This is a genomic window from Micromonospora sp. DSM 45708, from assembly GCF_039566955.1.
Lineage (GTDB): Bacteria > Actinomycetota > Actinomycetes > Mycobacteriales > Micromonosporaceae > Micromonospora.
On the sequence record NZ_CP154796.1, the window covers coordinates 1332707 to 1350921 of the forward strand.

General features: G+C 76.1%; 13 protein-coding genes and 2 pseudogenes. 10 read left to right on the forward strand and 5 right to left on the reverse strand.

Annotated features, from left to right (window positions below; all coding sequences use genetic code 11):
- Positions 1 to 3 precede the first annotated feature (3 nt).
- Genes VKK44_RS06430 through VKK44_RS06440 form a run of 3 tightly spaced genes read right to left on the reverse strand, consistent with a single transcriptional unit; the run spans position 4 to position 2737 of the window.
- Positions 4 to 825, reverse strand: a complete 822-nt coding sequence (locus tag VKK44_RS06430; protein WP_343445919.1) for an FAD:protein FMN transferase — start codon at positions 823 to 825, stop codon at positions 4 to 6.
- Positions 822 to 1319, reverse strand: coding sequence for an FMN-binding protein (locus tag VKK44_RS06435; protein WP_343445920.1), 498 nt, complete (start codon positions 1317 to 1319; stop codon positions 822 to 824). The genes VKK44_RS06430 and VKK44_RS06435 overlap by 4 nt, the downstream gene beginning before the upstream one ends.
- A 20-nt stretch (positions 1320 to 1339) precedes the next feature.
- The gene (locus VKK44_RS06440; RefSeq protein ID WP_343445921.1) at positions 1340 to 2737 is read right to left on the reverse strand and encodes a ferredoxin reductase family protein; all 1398 of its coding nucleotides are present in this window, start codon (positions 2735 to 2737) and stop codon (positions 1340 to 1342) included.
- 563 nt (positions 2738 to 3300) lie between these two features.
- Here VKK44_RS06440 and VKK44_RS06445 point away from each other — a divergent pair.
- The 10 genes and pseudogenes from VKK44_RS06445 to VKK44_RS06485 all read left to right on the forward strand — a co-directional run bounded on the left by VKK44_RS06445 (position 3301) and on the right by VKK44_RS06485 (position 14122).
- Complete coding sequence (locus VKK44_RS06445) at positions 3301 to 3801, forward strand: SAV_6107 family HEPN domain-containing protein (protein WP_343445922.1); 501 nt, start codon at positions 3301 to 3303, stop codon at positions 3799 to 3801.
- Between the two features lie 148 nt (positions 3802 to 3949).
- Entirely contained in the window at positions 3950 to 4711 is a 762-nt protein-coding gene (locus VKK44_RS06450) for a hypothetical protein (protein WP_343445923.1), read from the forward strand.
- A pseudogene (locus tag VKK44_RS06455) lies at positions 4708 to 5952 on the forward strand (DNA polymerase Y family protein); the annotation flags it as partial. The gene VKK44_RS06450 and the pseudogene VKK44_RS06455, both read left to right, overlap by 4 nt.
- Positions 5953 to 6105: 153 nt before the next feature.
- A pseudogene (locus tag VKK44_RS30945) lies at positions 6106 to 6435 on the forward strand (DNA polymerase Y family protein); the annotation flags it as partial.
- A gap of 246 nt (positions 6436 to 6681) precedes the next feature.
- Entirely contained in the window at positions 6682 to 10044 is a 3363-nt protein-coding gene (locus VKK44_RS06460) for an error-prone DNA polymerase (RefSeq protein WP_343445925.1), read from the forward strand.
- 97 nt (positions 10045 to 10141) lie between these two features.
- Complete coding sequence (locus VKK44_RS06465) at positions 10142 to 10321, forward strand: hypothetical protein (protein WP_089157237.1); 180 nt, start codon at positions 10142 to 10144, stop codon at positions 10319 to 10321.
- A gap of 51 nt (positions 10322 to 10372) precedes the next feature.
- Positions 10373 to 11104, forward strand: coding sequence for a methyltransferase domain-containing protein (locus VKK44_RS06470; RefSeq protein ID WP_343445926.1), 732 nt, complete (start codon positions 10373 to 10375; stop codon positions 11102 to 11104).
- Entirely contained in the window at positions 11101 to 12252 is a 1152-nt protein-coding gene (locus tag VKK44_RS06475) for an alkaline phosphatase family protein (protein ID WP_343445927.1), read from the forward strand. The genes VKK44_RS06470 and VKK44_RS06475 overlap by 4 nt, the downstream gene beginning before the upstream one ends.
- 93 nt (positions 12253 to 12345) lie before the next feature.
- Entirely contained in the window at positions 12346 to 13608 is a 1263-nt protein-coding gene (locus VKK44_RS06480; RefSeq protein ID WP_343445929.1) for a DNA polymerase IV, read from the forward strand.
- 115 nt (positions 13609 to 13723) lie between these two features.
- The gene (locus VKK44_RS06485) at positions 13724 to 14122 is read left to right on the forward strand and encodes a DUF3040 domain-containing protein (RefSeq protein WP_107162615.1); all 399 of its coding nucleotides are present in this window, start codon (positions 13724 to 13726) and stop codon (positions 14120 to 14122) included.
- Between the two features lie 311 nt (positions 14123 to 14433).
- On the opposite strand, the gene VKK44_RS06490 is transcribed toward VKK44_RS06485, so the two are convergent.
- The gene (locus VKK44_RS06490) at positions 14434 to 16899 is read right to left on the reverse strand and encodes a transglutaminase TgpA family protein (RefSeq protein ID WP_343445930.1); all 2466 of its coding nucleotides are present in this window, start codon (positions 16897 to 16899) and stop codon (positions 14434 to 14436) included.
- Positions 16900 to 16915: 16 nt separating this feature from the next.
- Positions 16916 to 18214, reverse strand: a complete 1299-nt coding sequence (locus VKK44_RS06495; RefSeq protein WP_343445932.1) for a DUF58 domain-containing protein — start codon at positions 18212 to 18214, stop codon at positions 16916 to 16918.
- Between the last annotated feature and the right edge of the window lies 1 nt (position 18215).

Consider the following 18215-nt stretch of genomic DNA (forward strand, 5'->3'; position numbering starts at 1 on the left):
TGTTCACCCTCCCCGGCATCCGTCCGTCAGCGGAGAAGATACGGCCCGGGAGCCGGGCCAGCCGGGGGTGGCCCGAACCCGGCCGGCGGCGTCCACCAGCAGGGCCGCGTACCCGTCCAGGGTGGCCAGCCAGTCCAGCGCGTCCGGGCCGCGGGCGACGGCGGCGGTCGCGTACACGTCGGCCCAGAGCAGTTCGGGGCCGACCACGGTGACCGATCGGACCGCCTCGGCCGGCCGCCCGGCGCGCGGGTCGGTGATGTGCGTGCCGCGCCGCGCGGTGCCGGAGGTGGCGACCGCGCCGGCGGCCCGCTCGACCACGTCGAGCAGCCGGTCCGGGCGGTCGGGGTCCTCGACCCCGATCCGCCAGGCCGGCCGGCCCGGTCCGGCCCGCAGCAGCACGTCCCCGCCCGCGTTCAGGCACAGGTCGTGGTCGGCCAGGTCGGTCAGGTGCCGGGCGGCCCGTTCCACCGCCCAGCCCTTGACCAGGCCGGACGGGTCGTAGCCGGTGCCGCCCCGCGGCAGCGGCAGGCGGCGGGCGTCGAACCAGCCGCCGGTCCGCGCGCGGGCCGTCTCGCAGAGCCCGGCCACCTCGCGCACCAGCGGGTCGGCGGTGGCGGCCGGGCCGGGCGGCGCGCCGCGCAGGCGGCCCAGCACGCTGTCCGGCCGGTACGTGCTGAACACCGCGTCCACCGCGCGCAGCTCGGCGAAGACCCGCGTCACCCGCCGCTCCACCGCCGGGGTACGCACGCCGGGGCCGCGCAGGTGCACGCTGACCGGCAGCCCCATCACCTGCTCCACCCAGGCCCGCCGGTCCGGCCCGCTCACCGCAGGTGCGCGGCGTCGATGGCGGACTGGAGCGACTCCCGGTAGCCGTCGCTGGTGACGGTGGCTCCGGAGACGCTGTCGATCTCCGCGCTCTGGGCGGCGAGCGCCTCCTGCCGCAGGATCGGCACCGCGTAGTCGTTGATCTCCTGGTCCCGCCGGTTGCCGTCGGGCACCTGCACGGCGGTGACGTCGGTGATCTTCCCGCCGGAGACGGTGATCTTCACCTGGACCGGCCCCCACCGGGTCTGCGCCACCGACCCGGTGGCCGTGCCGCTACCACCGGTGCCGGTGCCGGTGCCGGTGCCGCCGCCGGTGTCGGTGGACGGGTCGGACCCGGTGGCGCCGCCGTCCGTGCCGCTCCACGAGCCGGCACCCGGGTCGGTCCCGGCCGCGACCGCGCCGGTCTCCCCGGCGCCCATGGTGCTGGTCCGGTAGCTGAACAGCAGCACCAACGCGGCCACCGTGGACAGCAGCCAGATGGTGATCCGTCGCACGGATCCTCCCTTCGCGCCTGTCACCAGGCGAAACGTTCGTGATGGACGTGCGCGTCAGGCACCCCGGCGGCGCGGGCCGCGGCGCGGACGGCGTCGACCCAGCCGTCCGGCCCGCAGAGGAAGACGTCGTGTCCGGCCACGCCGGGGGAGAGCCGGCGCAACGACTCGGCGTCGGAGAGCCCCTCGGCGTACGCCGGCAGCCAGGACGGTCGCGTCGCCCGGGGACCGACCAGGTGGTGCACGACCAGCCCGCGTTCCGCGACGAGCCGGTCCAGCTCGTCGCGGAAGGCCAGGTCCTCCCCGCTGCGCGCGCGGTAGGCGAGCACCGCCTGCCCCGGCGCGTACGGCAGCTCCCAGAGCAACGCCAGCAACGGGGTGAGGCCGACGCCGCAGGCCAGCATGGTGATCCCGCCGCCGCGCCAGTGCTGCCCGGTGAGCCGCCCGTACGGTCCCTCGATCAACACCCGGGTGCCGGGACGCAGGGCGGCCACCCGGGCGCTGTCGTCGCCCAGGTCCTTGACCGTGATCCGCATCAGGTCGCCGTGCGGCGGCGCGGACAGCGAGTACGGGTGGGCCCGGGACCAGCCGGGGCCGTCCAGGAACCGCCAGAGCAGGAACTGCCCGGCCCGTGCCGGCAGCCGGTGCAGGTCCCGCCCGCGCAGCCAGACCGAGGTGACCCCGGGCGCCTCGGGCACCACCGCGGCCACCTCGATCCGGTGCCGCAGCGAGCGCCAGGCCGGCAGGCCGAGCCGCCAGATCAGCACGCTGGCCAGCGCCAGCAGGTAGACCGTCCACCAGTAGGCGCGGGCGAGCGGCGAGGCGACGAAGTCGGCACCGGTCCAGAGCTGGTGCGGCAGCGCCAGCGCGACACCCAGGTAGGCGTAGAGGTGCAGCAGGTGCCAGGACTCGTAGCGCAGCCGCCGCCGGGCCGCGCGGACCGAGGTGACCACCACCAGCGCCAGCAGCGCCAGCGCCGCGGTGGCCAGCAGCATCCCCGGGTACGTGACGACCAGGTCCCGGATCTCGGCGAGCACCCCCTGGCGGGCGGTGCCGGCGTACCCGAGGACGGTCAGCAGCACGTGCGCCAGGAGCAGGTGGAACGAGGTGAAGCCGGCGAGCCGGTGCCAGCGGGCGATCCGGTCCTGGCCGAAGCGACGCTCCAGCAGGGGCACCCGGGCCATCAGCACCACCTGGAGCAGCATCAGGTCGGCGCTGACCAGGCCGGTCAGCCGGCCGAGCGAGGTGAGCCCGGTGGCCGCGCCGGCCAGCAGCTCCTGCACGCCACGGTCGGCGGTCCAGAGGGCGGTGACGACCAGCAGGCTGAGCGCCGCGAGGCCGCCGGCGACGTCGGCCCACCAGTCGGGGGCGGCCGGCGGGGTGCGGCGCCCCGCGCGCCGGTCGGCCACGGTGGTGCTCACCGGAGGGGCTTTTCGGTACGGCTCACGTTCACGGGGTAAACCCTGGTCCGGCGAGTTCCGGGCCGCCTTTGCCGCGGCTGTGCGCCGGCTGGGAATTCCGGCCGCCCTCCGGCGTGTCCCGGGCACGTCACACGTTGCGTTTTCGTCGGCGGGGAGGTGTACTGTCAGGGTAGTTAGAACGAGTGTTCGATTGGATCGCGTTGACGCGGGTCGCGGTTGACCCGGTCCCGCGCGGTCGGGTCGCCCACCCGTTCCCCAGCTCCGGAAGCGGTGTTTCGCGGCACCGGCTTCCGGACAAGGTGCGGCTCCGCGGGCCGCACCGGGCTTCGGACAGTCGCGAGTCCGAGCCCGTCAGGCAGGTCGTCGCCCGCCGCCCCCGACCCCCGGGCGGCGGGCGACGGACCCGCCGGGCACGCCGGCCGGGTGTGGGTGTGGGGAAGCGTTCACACCCGGCCGGCCGCCACCTGAGGTGCGTCTTCCTCCGCACCGACCGCTCCGGGCGACCGGACGACGGTTCCCCGTCGCCCGACCGCCCGCCCCGGCCACACGCGGAGGAGAGACCCATGCCCGGTCCGGCCCAGGCGCCCACGGTGCCCGCGCACGTGCTGCCGCACCGCACCCCCGCCCAGTTGCTCGCGGTGGCCCGTGAGGGGTTGGCCGAGGCCGCCCGCACCCGCCCCGACGGTCTCCGGTACGCCGCCGCCCACCTCGCGGCGCTGCGCGCCGCCGCCGCCGTGCTGGCCGCCCGGGCCCGGCCCGCGCCCACCCGCCGCAACCGGATCACCAGCGTCTGGGTGCTGCTCGCCACCGTCGCCCCCGAGCTGGACGAGTGGGCCGCCTACTTCGCCGCCGGCGCCAGCAAGCGGGCCGCCGCCGAGGCCGGCATACCCCGGGTGGTCACCGCCCGTGAGGCCGACGACCTGCTCCGTGCCGCCGAACAGTTCGTGACCGTGGTGGAGACCGCACTCGGCCGGCCGCACCAGCCGGCGCTCGACGGCCTGCCCCGGCCCCTACGGCCCGGCAGCTCCGACGCCGCGCCGCGCCCCGGGTCGGCCGCCGCCTGAGTCGTGGCGCCCGGCCGCCATCGGCGGGACCCGGGGGGCCGGGCGCCGCACCACCTGACCCAGCGCACCACCTGATCCAGCGCACCACATGATCCACAGCACCACCACGGGCCGGCTCGTGGCGAGAACACGACGGGGGGTTGGTCCGATGGCGGGCCGCATGGTGGTCGGCTCCGCCGCCCTGGCCGAACTGGTGCGTCCGGCGAGCGCGCCCGACCCGGCCGGCGGCCACCGGGTGCTCCCCGTCCGGGCCGAGCTGACCGGGCTGCTGCCCAACCGTGGGCTGCGACGCGGCAGCACCGTCGCGGTCGGCGTCGGCCGTCCCCGGCACAGCGGTGCCACCTCGCTGATCCTCGCGCTGCTCGCCGAGGCGTCCCGGGCCGGCTCGTGGTGCGCCGTGGTCGGCGTACCCACGTTCGGGGCCGGCGCGGCGGCCGAGGCCGGGATCGCCCTGGACCGGCTCGCCCTGGTGCCCGATCCCGGGCCGGAGTGGCCCACCGTCGTCGCCGCGCTCATCGACGGGGTCGACGTGGTGGTCACCGCCGTGCCGGCCGCGGTCTCCGCCTCGGTCTCCGCCCGGCTGGCCGCCCGGGCCCGGCAGCGCGGCAGCGTGCTGGTCCCGTACGGCCGGTGGGACGGTGCGGACGTGACACTCCAGGTGGTCCGTGGCGTCTGGCAGGGGCTCGGGCCGGGGCGCGGGCGGCTGCGCCGTCGCGAGGTGACCGTCTCGGCCCGCGGCCGGGGCGCCGCCGCCCGGCCCAAGGAGATCAAGGTGTGGCTGCCCGGCGACGAGCTGACCCGGGTGATCCCCCGCCCGGTCGGGTCCGGCGTCCCCGCCGCCCCGGCCCGCCGGCTGCGCGTGGTGACCTCCGCCGCCCGTCCGCTCACCACCGTGGCCGGTGCACCGTGAGCGCGAGGAGTGAGCCGGCGCGGGCGCTGCTGCTGTGGTGCCCGGACTGGCCCGTCCTCGCCGCCGAGATCGTCGACGGTGTGCCCGCCACCGACCCGGTCGTGGTGCTGCACGCCAACCGGGTGGTGGCCTGTTCCGAGCGGGCCCGGGCCGAGGGGATCCGGCGCGGGCTGCGCCGGCGGGAGGCGCAGGCGCGCTGCCCACGGCTCACCGTGGTCGACCACGATCCCGGCCGGGACGCGCGGGCGTTCGAGCCGGTGGTGGCCGCCGTCGAGGAGGTGGTCGCCGGCGTCGAGGTGATCCGTCCCGGCGCCTGCGCGACCGCCGCCCGGGGGCCGAGCCGCTACCTCGGCGGTGAGGAGGCGGCGGCCGAGCGGATCGTCGAGCACGTGGCCCAGAGCTGCGCGGTGGAGAGCCAGGTCGGCATCGCCGACGGGGTCTTCGCGGCCGGCCTGGCCGCCCGCGAGGGGCGGATCGTGCCCCCGGGCGGCACCGCGGCCTTCCTGGCCGCCCGGCCGGTCGAGGCGCTCGGCCGGCCCGCCCTGGCCGACCTGCTGCGCCGCCTCGGCGTCCGCACCCTCGGTGACTTCGCCGCGCTGCCCGCCGGGGACGTGCTGGCCCGGTTCGGCTTCGACGGGGCGCTGGCGCACCGGCTCGCCGCCGGGCGGGACGACCGACCGCTCGCGGTCCGGCAGCCGCCCGCCGACCTGACCGTCACCGTCGAGCACGACGAGCCGATCGACCGGGTGGACGCCGCCGCGTTCGCCGCCCGGACGCTTGCCGAGCGACTGCACGAGCGGCTCGCCGCGTACGGGCTGGCCTGCACCCGGCTCGGCATCGAGGCGGTCACCGCGCACGGCCAGGAACTGCACCGGGTCTGGCGGCACGACGGCCTGCTCACCGCCGCGGCCATCGCCGACCGGGTCCGCTGGCAGCTCGACGGGTGGCTCTCGGGCAGCAACGGCCGGGGCGGGGCCCGCCCGACCCGCCCGACCGCCGGCATCATCCGGCTGCGGCTGGTGCCGGACGGGGTGCTCGCCCGGGCCGGCCTGCAACCCGGGCTGTGGGGGGAGACCGGCGAGGAGCGGGAGCGGGCGCACCGGGCGTTGCACCGGGTGCAGGGCATCCTCGGCCCCGAGGCGGTGGTCACCGCCGTCCTGGGTGGGGGGCGCTCCCCGGCCGACCAGGTGCGTCTGGTTCCGTGGGGGGACGAGCGGGTGCCCGCCCGTCCCGGCCCACCGCCCGTCCCGCCCACCGTGCCGGAGCCGTCCGCCGAGGCGGCTGTCGTGCCGGAGCCGGCCACCGAGTCGGCTGTCGTGCCGGTCGGGTCCGCCGATTCGGGCCGGACGGCGGTGCGGGCCGGTCGCCGGACCGGCCGGGCCAGGGCGGTGCCCGAGCCGCCGTGGCCGGGGCGGATCCCGCCGCCGTCGCCGGCGGTGGTGCTGCCCACCCCGCTGGCGGCCGAGGTGCACGACGCGGCGGGCCAGCCGGTCGTGGTGAGCGCCCGGCTGGTGGTCAGCGCGGCGCCGGCCCGGCTGACCGTGGGCGCCGGCCGGCCGGCCGAGGTCTCCGGATGGGCCGGCCCGTGGCCGGTGGACGAGCGCTGGTGGGCGCCGGCCGAGGCGCGTCGGCGGGCCCGGTTCCAGGTCTGCCTGGTCGACGGCACGGCCCTGCTGCTCGCCGTCGAGGGCGGGCAGTGGCTGGTGGAGGCGATCTATGACTGAGCGGCTCGCCGCGGCTCGCTGGCGTGCCGCCGTGCCGCGCCGACTTCCGCTCGCCGGGGGCTACGAACTTGATGGCGTAAACGGGTCGCCCCACCGACCTGTCGCCGCCGTCGCCACCACCACCACCACCACCGCTGCCGTTGCCGGTGTCGCCATGACTCATCCGTGCCATCAAGTTGGCAGGCCACCGCAGGTAGCCCTTCGACCGGCCGACAGGGGAGAACGTGGCGGGCGGGGGAGCGCGGCATGAGCTTCCACAACCCGAGGATGCCCTGGTCGAAGCTGGAGCAGGTGTTGTCCGGCCGGGGCGACGAGCGGGGCCGGGGCGAACGGCACCTGCACGTGGTGGACCCGCTCGCGGTCGACGCCGACGGCGGCGACGCCCCGGCCTGGAGCCGCAAACGCGTGGAATACCGGCCGCCGGAGCTGGACCGCGCGGACGGCGCCGTGCCCTACGCCGAGCTGCACGCGCACTCCAACTTCAGTTTCCTCGACGGGGCCAGCCACCCCGAGGAGATGGCCGAGGAGGCCGCCCGGCTGGGGCTCACCGCGCTCGCCGTCACCGACCACGACGGCTTCTACGGCGTGGTGCGCTTCGCCGAGGCGGCCCGCGCGCTGCGACTGCCGACGATCTTCGGGGCCGAACTCTCGCTCGGGCTGCCCGGCCCGCAGAACGGCGAACCCGACCCGCTCGGCCGGCACCTGCTGGTGCTCGCGCACGGCCACGAGGGGTACGCGCGTCTCGCCGCCACCATCTCCCGGGCCCAGCTACGCGGTGGGGAGAAGGGCCGCCCGGTCTACGGCGAGCTGGAACAGATCGCCGCCGAGCTGAAGGACCACGTGCTGGTGCTCACCGGCTGCCGCAAGGGGCACGTGCCGGCCGCGCTGCTCACCGACGGGGTCGACGCGGCAGCCCGGGAACTGGACCGGCTCACCGCGCTGTTCGGCGCGGAGACGGTGGCGGTGGAGCTGACCGACCACGGCCACCCGGTCGACGCCGACCGCAACGACGCGCTGGCCGAGCTGGCCGCCGCCGCCGGGCTGCCCACGGTCGCCACGAACAACGTGCACTACGCCACGCCGGGCCGACGTCGGCTGGCCACCACCGTGGCGGCGGTCCGGGCCCGGCGCAGCCTCGACGAGATCGACGGTTGGCTGCCCGCCGCGGCCACCGCCCACCTGCGCAGCGGCGCGGAGATGGCGGCGCGGTTCGCCGCGTACCCGGGTGCGGTGGCCCGGGCCGCCGAGTTCGGCGCGGAACTCGCGTTCGACCTGCACCTGGTCGCGCCGCGGCTGCCGGCGTACCCGGTGCCGGCCGGGCACACGGAGATGAGCTGGCTGCGGCGGCTGACCATGGACGGCGCCCGGGAGCGCTACGGCCCGCCCGAGGCGCACCCGGAGGCGTACGCGCAGCTCGAGCACGAGCTGCGGATGATCGACGAGCTGGGCTTCCCCGGCTACTTCCTGGTGGTCTACGACATCGTCACGTTCTGCCGGCAGCAGGACATCTACTGCCAGGGGCGGGGCTCGGCGGCCAACTCGGCGGTCTGCTACGCGCTGCGCATCACCAACGTGGACGCGGTCCGGCACCGGCTGCTGTTCGAGCGCTTCCTCGCCCCGGAACGGGACGGGCCGCCCGACATCGACGTGGACATCGAGTCCGACCGGCGGGAGGAGGTGATCCAGCACGTCTACGCCCGATACGGCCGGGAGCACACCGCCCAGGTCGCCAACGTCATCTCGTACCGGCCCCGGTCGGCGGTGCGGGACGTGGCCAAGGCGTTCGGGTTCTCGCCCGGCCAGCAGGACGCCTGGAGCAAGCAGATCGACAGGTGGGGCTCGGTCGCCGCGGTCGACGTGGCGGACATCCCCGAGCAGGTGGTCGCGTACGCGAACGAGTTGCAGACGTTCCCCCGGCACCTGGGCATCCACTCCGGCGGCATGGTGATCTGCGACCGGCCGGTGATCGAGGTCTGCCCGGTGGAGTGGGGCCGGATGCCCGGCCGCAGCGTGCTCCAGTGGGACAAGGACGACTGCGCCGCGGTCGGCCTGGTCAAGTTCGACCTGCTCGGCCTCGGCATGCTGTCCGCGTTGCACTACGGCTACGACATGATCGGGATGAGTCTGGACCTGGGCGGGATGACGCTGGACGACCCCGAGGTCTACGACATGCTCTGCCGGGCCGACTCGGTCGGCGTGTTCCAGGTGGAGAGCCGGGCCCAGATGGCCACCCTGCCCCGGCTCAAGCCCCGCGAGTTCTACGACCTGGTGGTGGAGGTGGCGCTGATCCGGCCCGGTCCGATCCAGGGCGGCTCGGTGCACCCGTACATCCGGCGCAAGAACGGCCAGGAGCCGGTGACGTACGCGCACCCGCTGATGCGCAACGCGCTGGAGAAGACGCTCGGCGTGCCGCTGTTCCAGGAGCAGCTCATGCAGCTCGCCATCGACCTGGCCGGGTTCGACGCGGCCGGCGCGGACCAGTTGCGCCGGGCCATGGGCGCGAAACGCTCGGTGGAGCGGATGGCCCGGATCGCCGACCGGCTCTACGCCGGGATGGCCGAGCGCGGCATCACCGGCGAGCTGGCCGACGACGTCTACCGCAAGCTCACCGCGTTCGCCAGCTACGGCTTCCCGGAGAGCCACGCGATGAGCTTCGCCTACCTGGTCTACGCCAGCTCGTGGCTCAAGCGCTACCACCCGGGCCCGTTCCTGGCCGCGCTGCTCAACGCCCAGCCGATGGGCTTCTACTCGCCGCAGACGCTCGCCGACGACGCCCGCCGGCACGGGGTGGAGGTGCGCCGGCCGGACATCAACGCCAGCGGCGCCAAGGCGGTGCTGGAGTCGACGCCGGAGACCCGGTGGGGGAGCCTGCCGGGGGAGCCGCCGCACGCCTGGGGGCTGGGCGGTCCGGCGGTCCGGCTCGGGCTGGGCAGCGTCCGTACCCTCGGCGAGGACGCGGCCGAGCGGATCGAGACGGAGCGGACCGCGCACGGGCCGTACCGGGACATGCCGGACCTGGCCCGGCGGACCGGTCTGACCGCGGCGCAGCTGGAGGCGCTGGCCACCGCGGACGCGTTCGCCTGCTTCGGGCTGACCCGGCGGCAGGCGCTCTGGGCCGCCGGCGCGGCGGCCCAGGACCGGCCCGACCGGCTACCCGGCACGGTGACCGGCGCGGACCCGCCCACGCTGCCCGGCATGGCGGCGGTGGACCGGCTGGTCGCCGACGTCTGGGCTACCGGCCTGTCCCCCGAGAGCCACCCGGCCCGCTTCCTCCGGGACCGGCTCGACGCGCTGGGCGCGGTGCCGATCGCCCGGCTCGGCCAGGTGCCGCCCGGGCGGCGGATCCGGGTCGGCGGGATCGTCACCCACCGGCAGCGCCCGGCGACCGCCGGCGGGGTCACGTTCCTCAACCTGGAGGACGAGACCGGCATGCTCAACGTCACGTGTTCGCCGGGGCTGTGGCAGAGATACCGTCGAATCGCCCGCACCAGCGGGGCACTGGTGGTGCGGGGCCGGTTGCAGCGGCACGAGGGCGTCACGAACCTCACCGCGGACCGGCTGGACTCGATCGAGCCGCCCGTCACGCCGGCGTCCCGGGATTTCCGTTGACCGTAGTGATCCACATTACGGTTTCCCGGGGCCGGACACGGGAGACTCCCGGACACGGGTGGGCAGAGTGGCGCACCCGGGTATGGGGGATGAACCGATGACCTTTCACAGCACGTACCCCGGTGGCGTGGCCAACGCCCGACGGACCCGGCTCGGCGCCGGGTGGGCGCCCACCCACGAGATCGAGCCGCGCGAGCACCAGGTGACCGACGGCCCGGTGGCCAACGCCCAGCGTTCCCGCGCCGAGGAGGACCCGGCCGGCGGCGGCGAGTCCTGACCCCGAGCCGGGGGGATGACCGGCGCTGACGACCATGGCTAGGCTCCCCTCGTGGAGCAGACCCGAACCCTCACCCCCCGCACCGCCGTGATCTGGTCGGTGCTCCGGGCCGAGCTGGGCCGGCGGGCCGACGAACGGCTCGCCGTGCTCGACGTCGGCGGCGGGACCGGCGGCTTCGCCGTCCCGCTCGCCGAGGCCGGCCACCGGGTCACCGTGGTCGACGCCAGCCCCGACGCGCTCGCCGCGCTGACCCGCCGGGCCGCCGAGGCCGGGGTCGCCGATCGGGTACGCGCGACGCAGGGCGACGCCGACGCGCTCGCCGGGCTGGTCGAACCCGCCTCGGTGGACCTGGTGCTCTGCCACTCCGTCCTGGAGGTGGTCGACGACCCGCACCCGGTGACGGCGGCGCTGGTCGCCGCGCTCCGGCCGGGCGGCGCGGCCAGCGTGCTGGTCGCCGCGCGGGCCGCCGCGGTGCTCGGCCGGGCGATGAACGGGCAGCTCGACGCCGCCGCCGCGCTCGCCGCCGACCCGCACGGCACCGCCGGCGGCCGGGACACGCTGCGCCGCCGCTACGACGCCGACGGCGCGACCGCGCTGCTCACCGCCGCCGGGCTCGTCGTCGAGGAGATCCACGGCGTACGCGTGCTCGCCGACCTGCTCCCGGCCGCCGTGGCCGACGGTCAGCCGGCCGCCCTGGTGGAGTTGGAACGGGCCCTGGCCGGTCGGTCGCCGTACCGGGACCTGGCCGCCCAACTGCACCTGTTCGCCCGTCGTCCGGCATGACCGGCCCACTCGACCGGGTCGCGCCCCGCTACGGCGGCGGCAGTCTGGTCGACGTGCTGCCCAGCGCGCTCGCGCTGCTCGGCGTGCCCGGCGCGATCGACCTGCTCGACCTGACGCCCCGGCTGGCCGGGGTCCGCCGGATCGCCGTGCTGCTCGTCGACGGCCTCGGCTGGCACCAGATCCCCACCGCCGCCCGGTACGCGCCGACGCTGGCCGGGCTGGCCGCCACCACCGGCACGCCGCTCACCGCGGGTTTCCCCTCCACCACCCCGACCAGTCTGGTCAGCCTCGGCACCGGCACCCCGCCCGGCGCGCACGGCGTGCTCGGCTTCACGGTCCGGGTGCCCGGCACCGACCGGGTGCTCACCCACGTCGACTGGGCCGGCGACCCCGACCCGTCCCGCTGGCAACCGGTCCCCACCTGGTACGAGCGGGCCCGTGCCGCCGGCGTGGCGGTGACCGTGGTGAGCCGCCCCGAGTTCGCCGGCAGCGGCCTGACGCTGGCCGCCAACCGGGGCGGCGACTACCGGGGCGCGGCCGGGGTCGACGCGCTCGCCGCGCGGATGCTGGCCGCGCTGGCCGCCGGCGCCGGGCCCGCCCTGGTCTCCGGCTACCACCCCGACCTGGACCGGCACGGGCACCTCAGCGGCGTCGACTCGGCGCCCTGGCGGACGGCCGCCGCCGAGGTGGACGCGCTGCTGGCCCGCCTGGTGGACGGGTTGCCGCCGGACGCCGCGCTGCTGGTCACCGCCGACCACGGCCAGCTCGACATCCCCGCCGGGCACCGGTTCGACCTGGACACCGACCCCCGGCTGCGGGCCGGGGTGCGGGTGGTGGCCGGCGAGCCCCGGGTCCGCTACCTGCACGTCGCGCCGGGTGCCGAGGCCGACGTGGTGGCCGCCTGGACCGGGGTGCTGGGCGGGGCGGCCGACGTGCTGACCCGGGCGGAGGCGGTGGCCACCGGCTGGTTCGGGCCGGTGCCGGAGGCACACCTGGCCCGGATCGGGGACGTGGTGGTGGTGTGCCGGGACACGTACGCGGTGGTCGCCACCCGGTCCGAGCCGCCGATGGCGTCGCGGCTGGTGGCGTACCACGGCGCGGACACCGCCGCGGAGATGACCGTCCCGCTGCTGGTGGTCCGGGGCTGACCGGCGGTCCGGTGGGGCCGGGGGCGGCCGGCGGTCCGGTGGGGGCGGGGCTGACCGGCGGACCTGTCGGACGGGCGGGCTAGCCTGCGGGGCATGGGCCGCAGCCAGTCGTTGCCCCGGGGTGGCGGTGACCCGCGCTTCGGGCCGGACGCCGACGACACCGGCTGTTCCATCCTGCACGTCGACATGGACGCGTTCTTCGCCTCGGTCGAGGTGCGCCGCCGCCCCGAGCTGCGCGGCCGGCCGGTGGTGGTGGGCGGCATCGGCCCACGCGGCGTGGTCAGCTCGGCCAGCTACGAGGCCCGCGTGTTCGGGGTACGCAGCGCCATGCCCACCGCCCGGGCCCGGGCCCTCTGCCCGGACGCGATCTACCTGCCGCCCGACTTCACCGCCTACTCGGCGGCGTCCCGGGCGGTCATGCAGATCTTCCGGGACGTCACCCCGCTGGTCGAGCCGCTCTCCCTGGACGAGGCGTTCCTCGACGTGGCCGGCGCCCGCCGGCTGTTCGGCCGACCGGCGGCCATCGCCGCGCTGATCCGCCGTCGGGTGGCCGAGGAGCAGCGGCTGACCTGCTCGGTCGGGGTGGGCCCGAGCAAGTTCGTGGCCAAGCTGGGCTCCACCCGCGCCAAGCCGGACGGCCTGCTCGTGGTGCCCGCCGACCGGGTGCTGGACTTCCTGCACCCGCTGCCGGTGTCGGCGCTGTGGGGCGTGGGGGAGCGCTCGGCGGAGGCGTTGCGCCGGCTCGGCCTGCGCACCGTGCGCGACCTGGCCGAGGCGCCGACCGGTCTGCTGCGTCGGGCGGTGGGCGAGGCGTCCGCGAGGCACCTGCACGAGCTGTCCTGGGGGCGGGACCCGCGTGGGGTCTCCCCGGAGCAGGTGGAGAAGTCGATCGGGGCGGAGATCACGTTCGACACCGACGTCACCGACCCGGGCGAGATCCGGCGGGCGCTGCTCGCCCTCGCCGAGAAGGCCGGCGCCCGGCTGCGGGCGGCCGGTCAGGTCGGCCGCACGGTGTCGCTGAAGGTCCGTTTCGCCGATTTCCGCACGATCAGTCGCTCCCGCACGCTCGGCGTGCCGACCGACACCGCACGGGAGATGTTCGACACCGCCTGGGCGCTCTGGGTCGCTCTCGCCCCCGGCGAGGCGGTCCGCCTGGTCGGCGTACGGATGGAGGGGTTGGCCGCGGCGGAGGAGACGCCGCAGCAGCTCACCCTGGGTGCGCCGGAGCGGGGGTGGCGGGAGGCGGAGGCGGCGGCGGACGCGGCAGCCGCCCGATTCGGGCGGTCCGTCATAGGTCCGGCCAGTCTTCTCGGCCGGCGGGATCCACGACGAGTCGAAAAACCGACCCGGCCGTAGGTCGTCCCGCTTTCCGACGCGCGAGCCCCCTCGTAGACTTGCGGGTAAGCAGCCGGTTGGCTGCCACGGTCTGTCGGCCCGACCGGGCCGACCAACGTGACCGGGGAGGAGTGCCGTGCCGCTCTCGGAGCACGAGCAGCGGCTGTTCGAGCAGATCGAGCGGTCGCTTGCCGAGGATCCCAAGTTCGCCTCGGCCGTGCGCGCCAGCGACCCGCGTTTCCACGCGCGGCGTCGCGTGCTCGTCGCTGCCGGCGTGGTCGTCGCTGGTCTGGCACTGTTGATCTACGGTGCCGTGATCAAGATTCCTGCGGTGGCCGTGGCGGGCTTCGTCGTCATGCTGGCCTCGTTGGGCTACGCGGTGCAGTCGCACCGCCGGTCCCAGTCGCCCGACCTGCACGTGGTGGGCGGCACAACGACGAGTCGGCGTCGTCCCCGTGGCCGCAGTGGCCGTCGGGGCTCCTTCCTCGACCGGATGGAGGACCGCTGGCGGCAGCGCCCGGAGGGCCACCGCTGACCACGCCCCGCCCCTGACCGGGCGGGGCCGCGACGGACGCCTTGCCGGCGCACGCCGGCGAGCGCGTCCGCTGCATCGCTCCCATGACCACGTTCTCCCCCCACGGAGCGCCCCACCCCGCGCGCCCCCGTGCGCGCCCACCCGCGTGCGCCCACCCCCGTGCGGCCTGTTTCACGGAAAGAGTGGTCATTCGAGCCCGAATGACCACTCTTTCCGTGAAACTGCGGCAGCGGAGGAGGTCAGGTGGCACGCCTGCTTGGCTCGGTGCGGCAGCGGAGGAAGGCAGGTGGCACGCCTGCTCGGCTCGGCGGTCAGCGGGCGGGGCGGTTGGCCAGCAGGCGACGCGGGCTCCAGCGCAGCATCCGCTGCCGTACCTGCCCGGTGACGGTGATCAGCCGGGCCGACCGCTCGGCCAGGGCGGTCTGCCACCGCGCCAGCACCGACGGCGGCAGCACCGCGGCCAGCAGCCGGGTCCGCCGGTTCGCCCGGGCGGCGAGCGCCCCCCGCACCGTCCGCAGCGCCGGCTGCAACTCGGCGTCGGTCAGCGGGTCACGGGCGTACCGGGCCCGCTCCTCGGCCCGGCCCAGCAGCCGTACCCCGGTCACCGCGCCCGCGTCCTCGACCAGCGCCTCCCGGCTCAACCGCTCGGCGGTGGCCCGCGGCGTCTCCGTGCCGTCCACCGGCACATGGAAGTCGACAAGCGTGTCGAGCAGTTCGTCCCAGGCGGCATGCGCGTCGGCGCGGGCCGCCTCGGCGTCCACCCCGACCACCATCTCGGGGCCGCGGCCCCGCTGCCCGGGCACGGCCATCGCGGTGGCCGCCGGCAGGGTCGCCCGGACCCGCCGCCGACGACGCAGCGCGGAGCGGCGCAGGGCCGGCAGGGCCAGCAACGCCAGCAGCGCGAGCACCCCGGCCAGCCACCACGGCCAGACCTGGTCCTGCCGGGTCGGCCCGTTGTCGCCGACCGCCAGGCCCTGGTCGGCGTCCTTGTCCAGGCGGTCCGGTTCGTTCGGGCCGGCCGACGGGTCGGTCGCGTCGGGCGCGGCGCTGCTTCCCGGCGCGGGGGTGATCTCCTCCGGGGCGTCGGTGTCCGGGGCCCAGGCCGACCGGACCGAGCCCGGGATGCTCGCCGCCGGGGTGGCGTCGAACGGCACCCAACCGATCCCGCCGAAGTAGACCTCGGTCCAGGCGTGCAGGTTCTGGTTGGTCAGCACGTAGGAGCCGTCGCCGGTGTTGGTGCCGTTGGTGAACCCCACCGCCACCCGGGCCGGTACGCCGGCCGCCCGCACCAGCCAGGCCATGGCCGCCGCGTACTGCTGGCAGTAGCCGACCTTGGTGGCGAGGAAGTCGGTGATGTCGTCCCCGCTGCTGCCGTTGCGGGTGGAGAGCGCATAGGTGAAGCCGTTCTCCACCGAGAAGTAGTCGTAGACCGCCCGGACCTTGTCGTAGTCGGTCTGCCGGCCCTTCACCAGCCGTTCGACCAGCCGGTCGACGGCCGGGACGGACGGGGTGACGGTCTGCTGGCGCAGCACCGCGCTGTCCGACGGCAGGGACGGCGCGGCGCGCAGCGCCGCCGGGCTGAACGTCGACCGCACGTAGTCGAAGGAGTAGCGCTTGCCGCGGGCGTTGTCCCGACTGGAGAAGACGATCTGCTGCTGCGGGTCGTAGCGCCAGTTGCCGGCCAGGTCATCGGTCTTGACCGGCTCGGCGTAGACCGGCATCAGTGGCATGTTCAGGTTCTTCGTCACCTCGACGGTGGCCCGGTAGCGCTGCTGCTCGACGCCGCGGGGCGCGCGTTCGGCCGGGTCGGGCAGGCCGCGGGTGACCGGTTGCCCGCTGGGCACGCGCGCCTGGAAGCCGCTCGGCCGCAGATCGTCCACCACGCCGAGGCGCAGGTAGAACGGGTTCGGCTCGTCGGTGGTGACCTTGACCAGGTCGAACCGCTCGCTCTGGTTGAGCTGCCCGCTGAGCGCGGCGAACAGGTCGATCCGGCCCGTGCTGCCGCCCTGGCCGGGCCGCCCGTTGCCGTCGCCGGGGCCGGCGCCGACGTTGCTCATCAGGCCGCTTGTCATCCCGGGCACGGCCAGCGGCAGCGCCACCGCCACCACCACCCCGACCACGGCCAGCCGGCGGCCGGCCGCGGCCAGCGGCGACGCCTCCCAGACGTCGACGTCGCGGCCCTCGCCGGTGAACCGGCGGCCGAACCGGCGCACCCGGTCGACGTTGTCGGTGACCAGCAGCCACAGGTAACCGGCGGCGCCCACCACGAACGGGGTGGCGGGAACGCTGTCCACGTAGACCGCGACCGGCACCGAGTAGATGGCCAGCATCGGCAGCCCGGCCAGCGCCGGCCGGCGCAGCCCGACCGCGAGCACGTCCACCACCACGGCCACCGCGCCGATGCCGAGCACGGCGAGGAAGAGCAGCGAGTCGACGTCGGGCACCTTGACGCCGTAGCCGCGCATGTCCTGCAACGACGTCTGGAGCAGCTCGCCGAAGTGGGCGAACGTGGCCGGGGTCGGCACGAACGCGAACGCCTCGGTGCCGCCGGGGAAGACCCACGTCAGGCCCAGGGTCAGGCCGGCCAGCATGGCCAGCAGCTGGCCCCAGAGCGGGGCCCGCCCCAGCCGGCTCAGCGCCGCCGCGCCGGCCACCACGGCGACCACGATGGCCGCCTGGACCAGCCACGTCCACCGTTCGAAGATCGCCGACAGCGGAGCCGCCGCCAGCAGCGTCGCCGCCGCGGCGACGAAGCCGATGTTGCGGTGCGGGATCACCGAACCACCCTTCCGGTCATCGCATGCCTCCGGCGACGGTCTCGGCCAGCGCCGCCCGCAGGGCGAAGCCCTGGGAGCCGCGCCCGGCCTGCGGCCACAGCGCCGGCAGCCGGTTGCCGTGCTCCACCCCGATCACCCGCCAGCCGCTTTGCAACAGGGCGAGCGCGGCACTGCCGTGCGCCCGCTCCGCCTCGGCCCGTGCCTTCGGCGCCAGGTTCAGCCAGGTGTTGCTGTCGAGCAGGAACGCCACGCAGGTGGCGCCGTTGCCACGCAGCCCGGCCAGCAGCTCCGCCTCGGCGTCGCCCAGCGTGCCGAGAAGCGCGATGATCAGGCCGCCGTCGGCCCGCTGCCGGACCTGCTGCACCAGCGCGGTGATCTCGCCACGCCGGTCGAGGTGCACCTCGGCGAGGTGGTCGAGGAGCAACCCCTCACCACCGGTCTCGGTGGCGCCCACGTCGGCGCCGTTGCCGGTGACCAGGCGCAGCTTGTAGCCGGCCTGGCGCAGGTGCACGGCGATGCTGGCGGCGGCCGAGACGGCCCACTCGAAGCTGGCCGTCGGGCCCTCGCCGCGATGCCCGGCGGCGCGGGTGTCCAACACCACCGTCGCCCGGCTCTCCCAGGGCTGCTCCTCGCGGCGCACCATCAGCTCGCCGGTGCGCGCGGTCGACTTCCAGTGCACCCGACGCAGGTCGTCGCCCATCCGGTACTCCCGGGTGGCGGCGTCGTCCTCGCCGTGCACGGCCACCGAGCGGGCCCGGCTGTCGCCGCTGCCGGCGTACTCGCCGGGCAGCCGCACCGCGGGCAGCGAGGTGACCTGGGGGATCACCGTGAGGTGGTCGGTGCTGGGGAACGAGCGGGTCAACTCGCACAGCCCGAACGGGTCGGTCAGCCGGATCACCAGCGGGCCCACGTCGTAGCGGCCCCGCACGTCGGCACGGACCGTGTACGCCACCGAGCTGGCCTGGTGCGCGCCGAGCCGTTCCAGCACCACCCGGGGCCGGCTGCCCAGCGCGTAGGGCAGCCGGTCCTCCAGCAGCAGGGTGCCGGTGGGCAGCCGGGACAGGTTCTGCAACCGCAGCACCACCCGGGAGCTGGCCCCGACCGGCACCCGGTGCGGTTCGAGCGTGCGGTTGCAGGCCAGCTTGTAGCGGCTGCGGCCGACGTACGCGGCGGCGAGCAGCGGCAGGACGGCGAGCAGGACGGCAACCCGGAGCAGGTCCTTCTCGCCGAGGATGCCGGCGGAGAGCGCGGCGGCCACCGCTGCCGCCAGGAAGGAACGGCCGCGGGTGGTCAGCCCACGCAGCCCGTCGCGCACG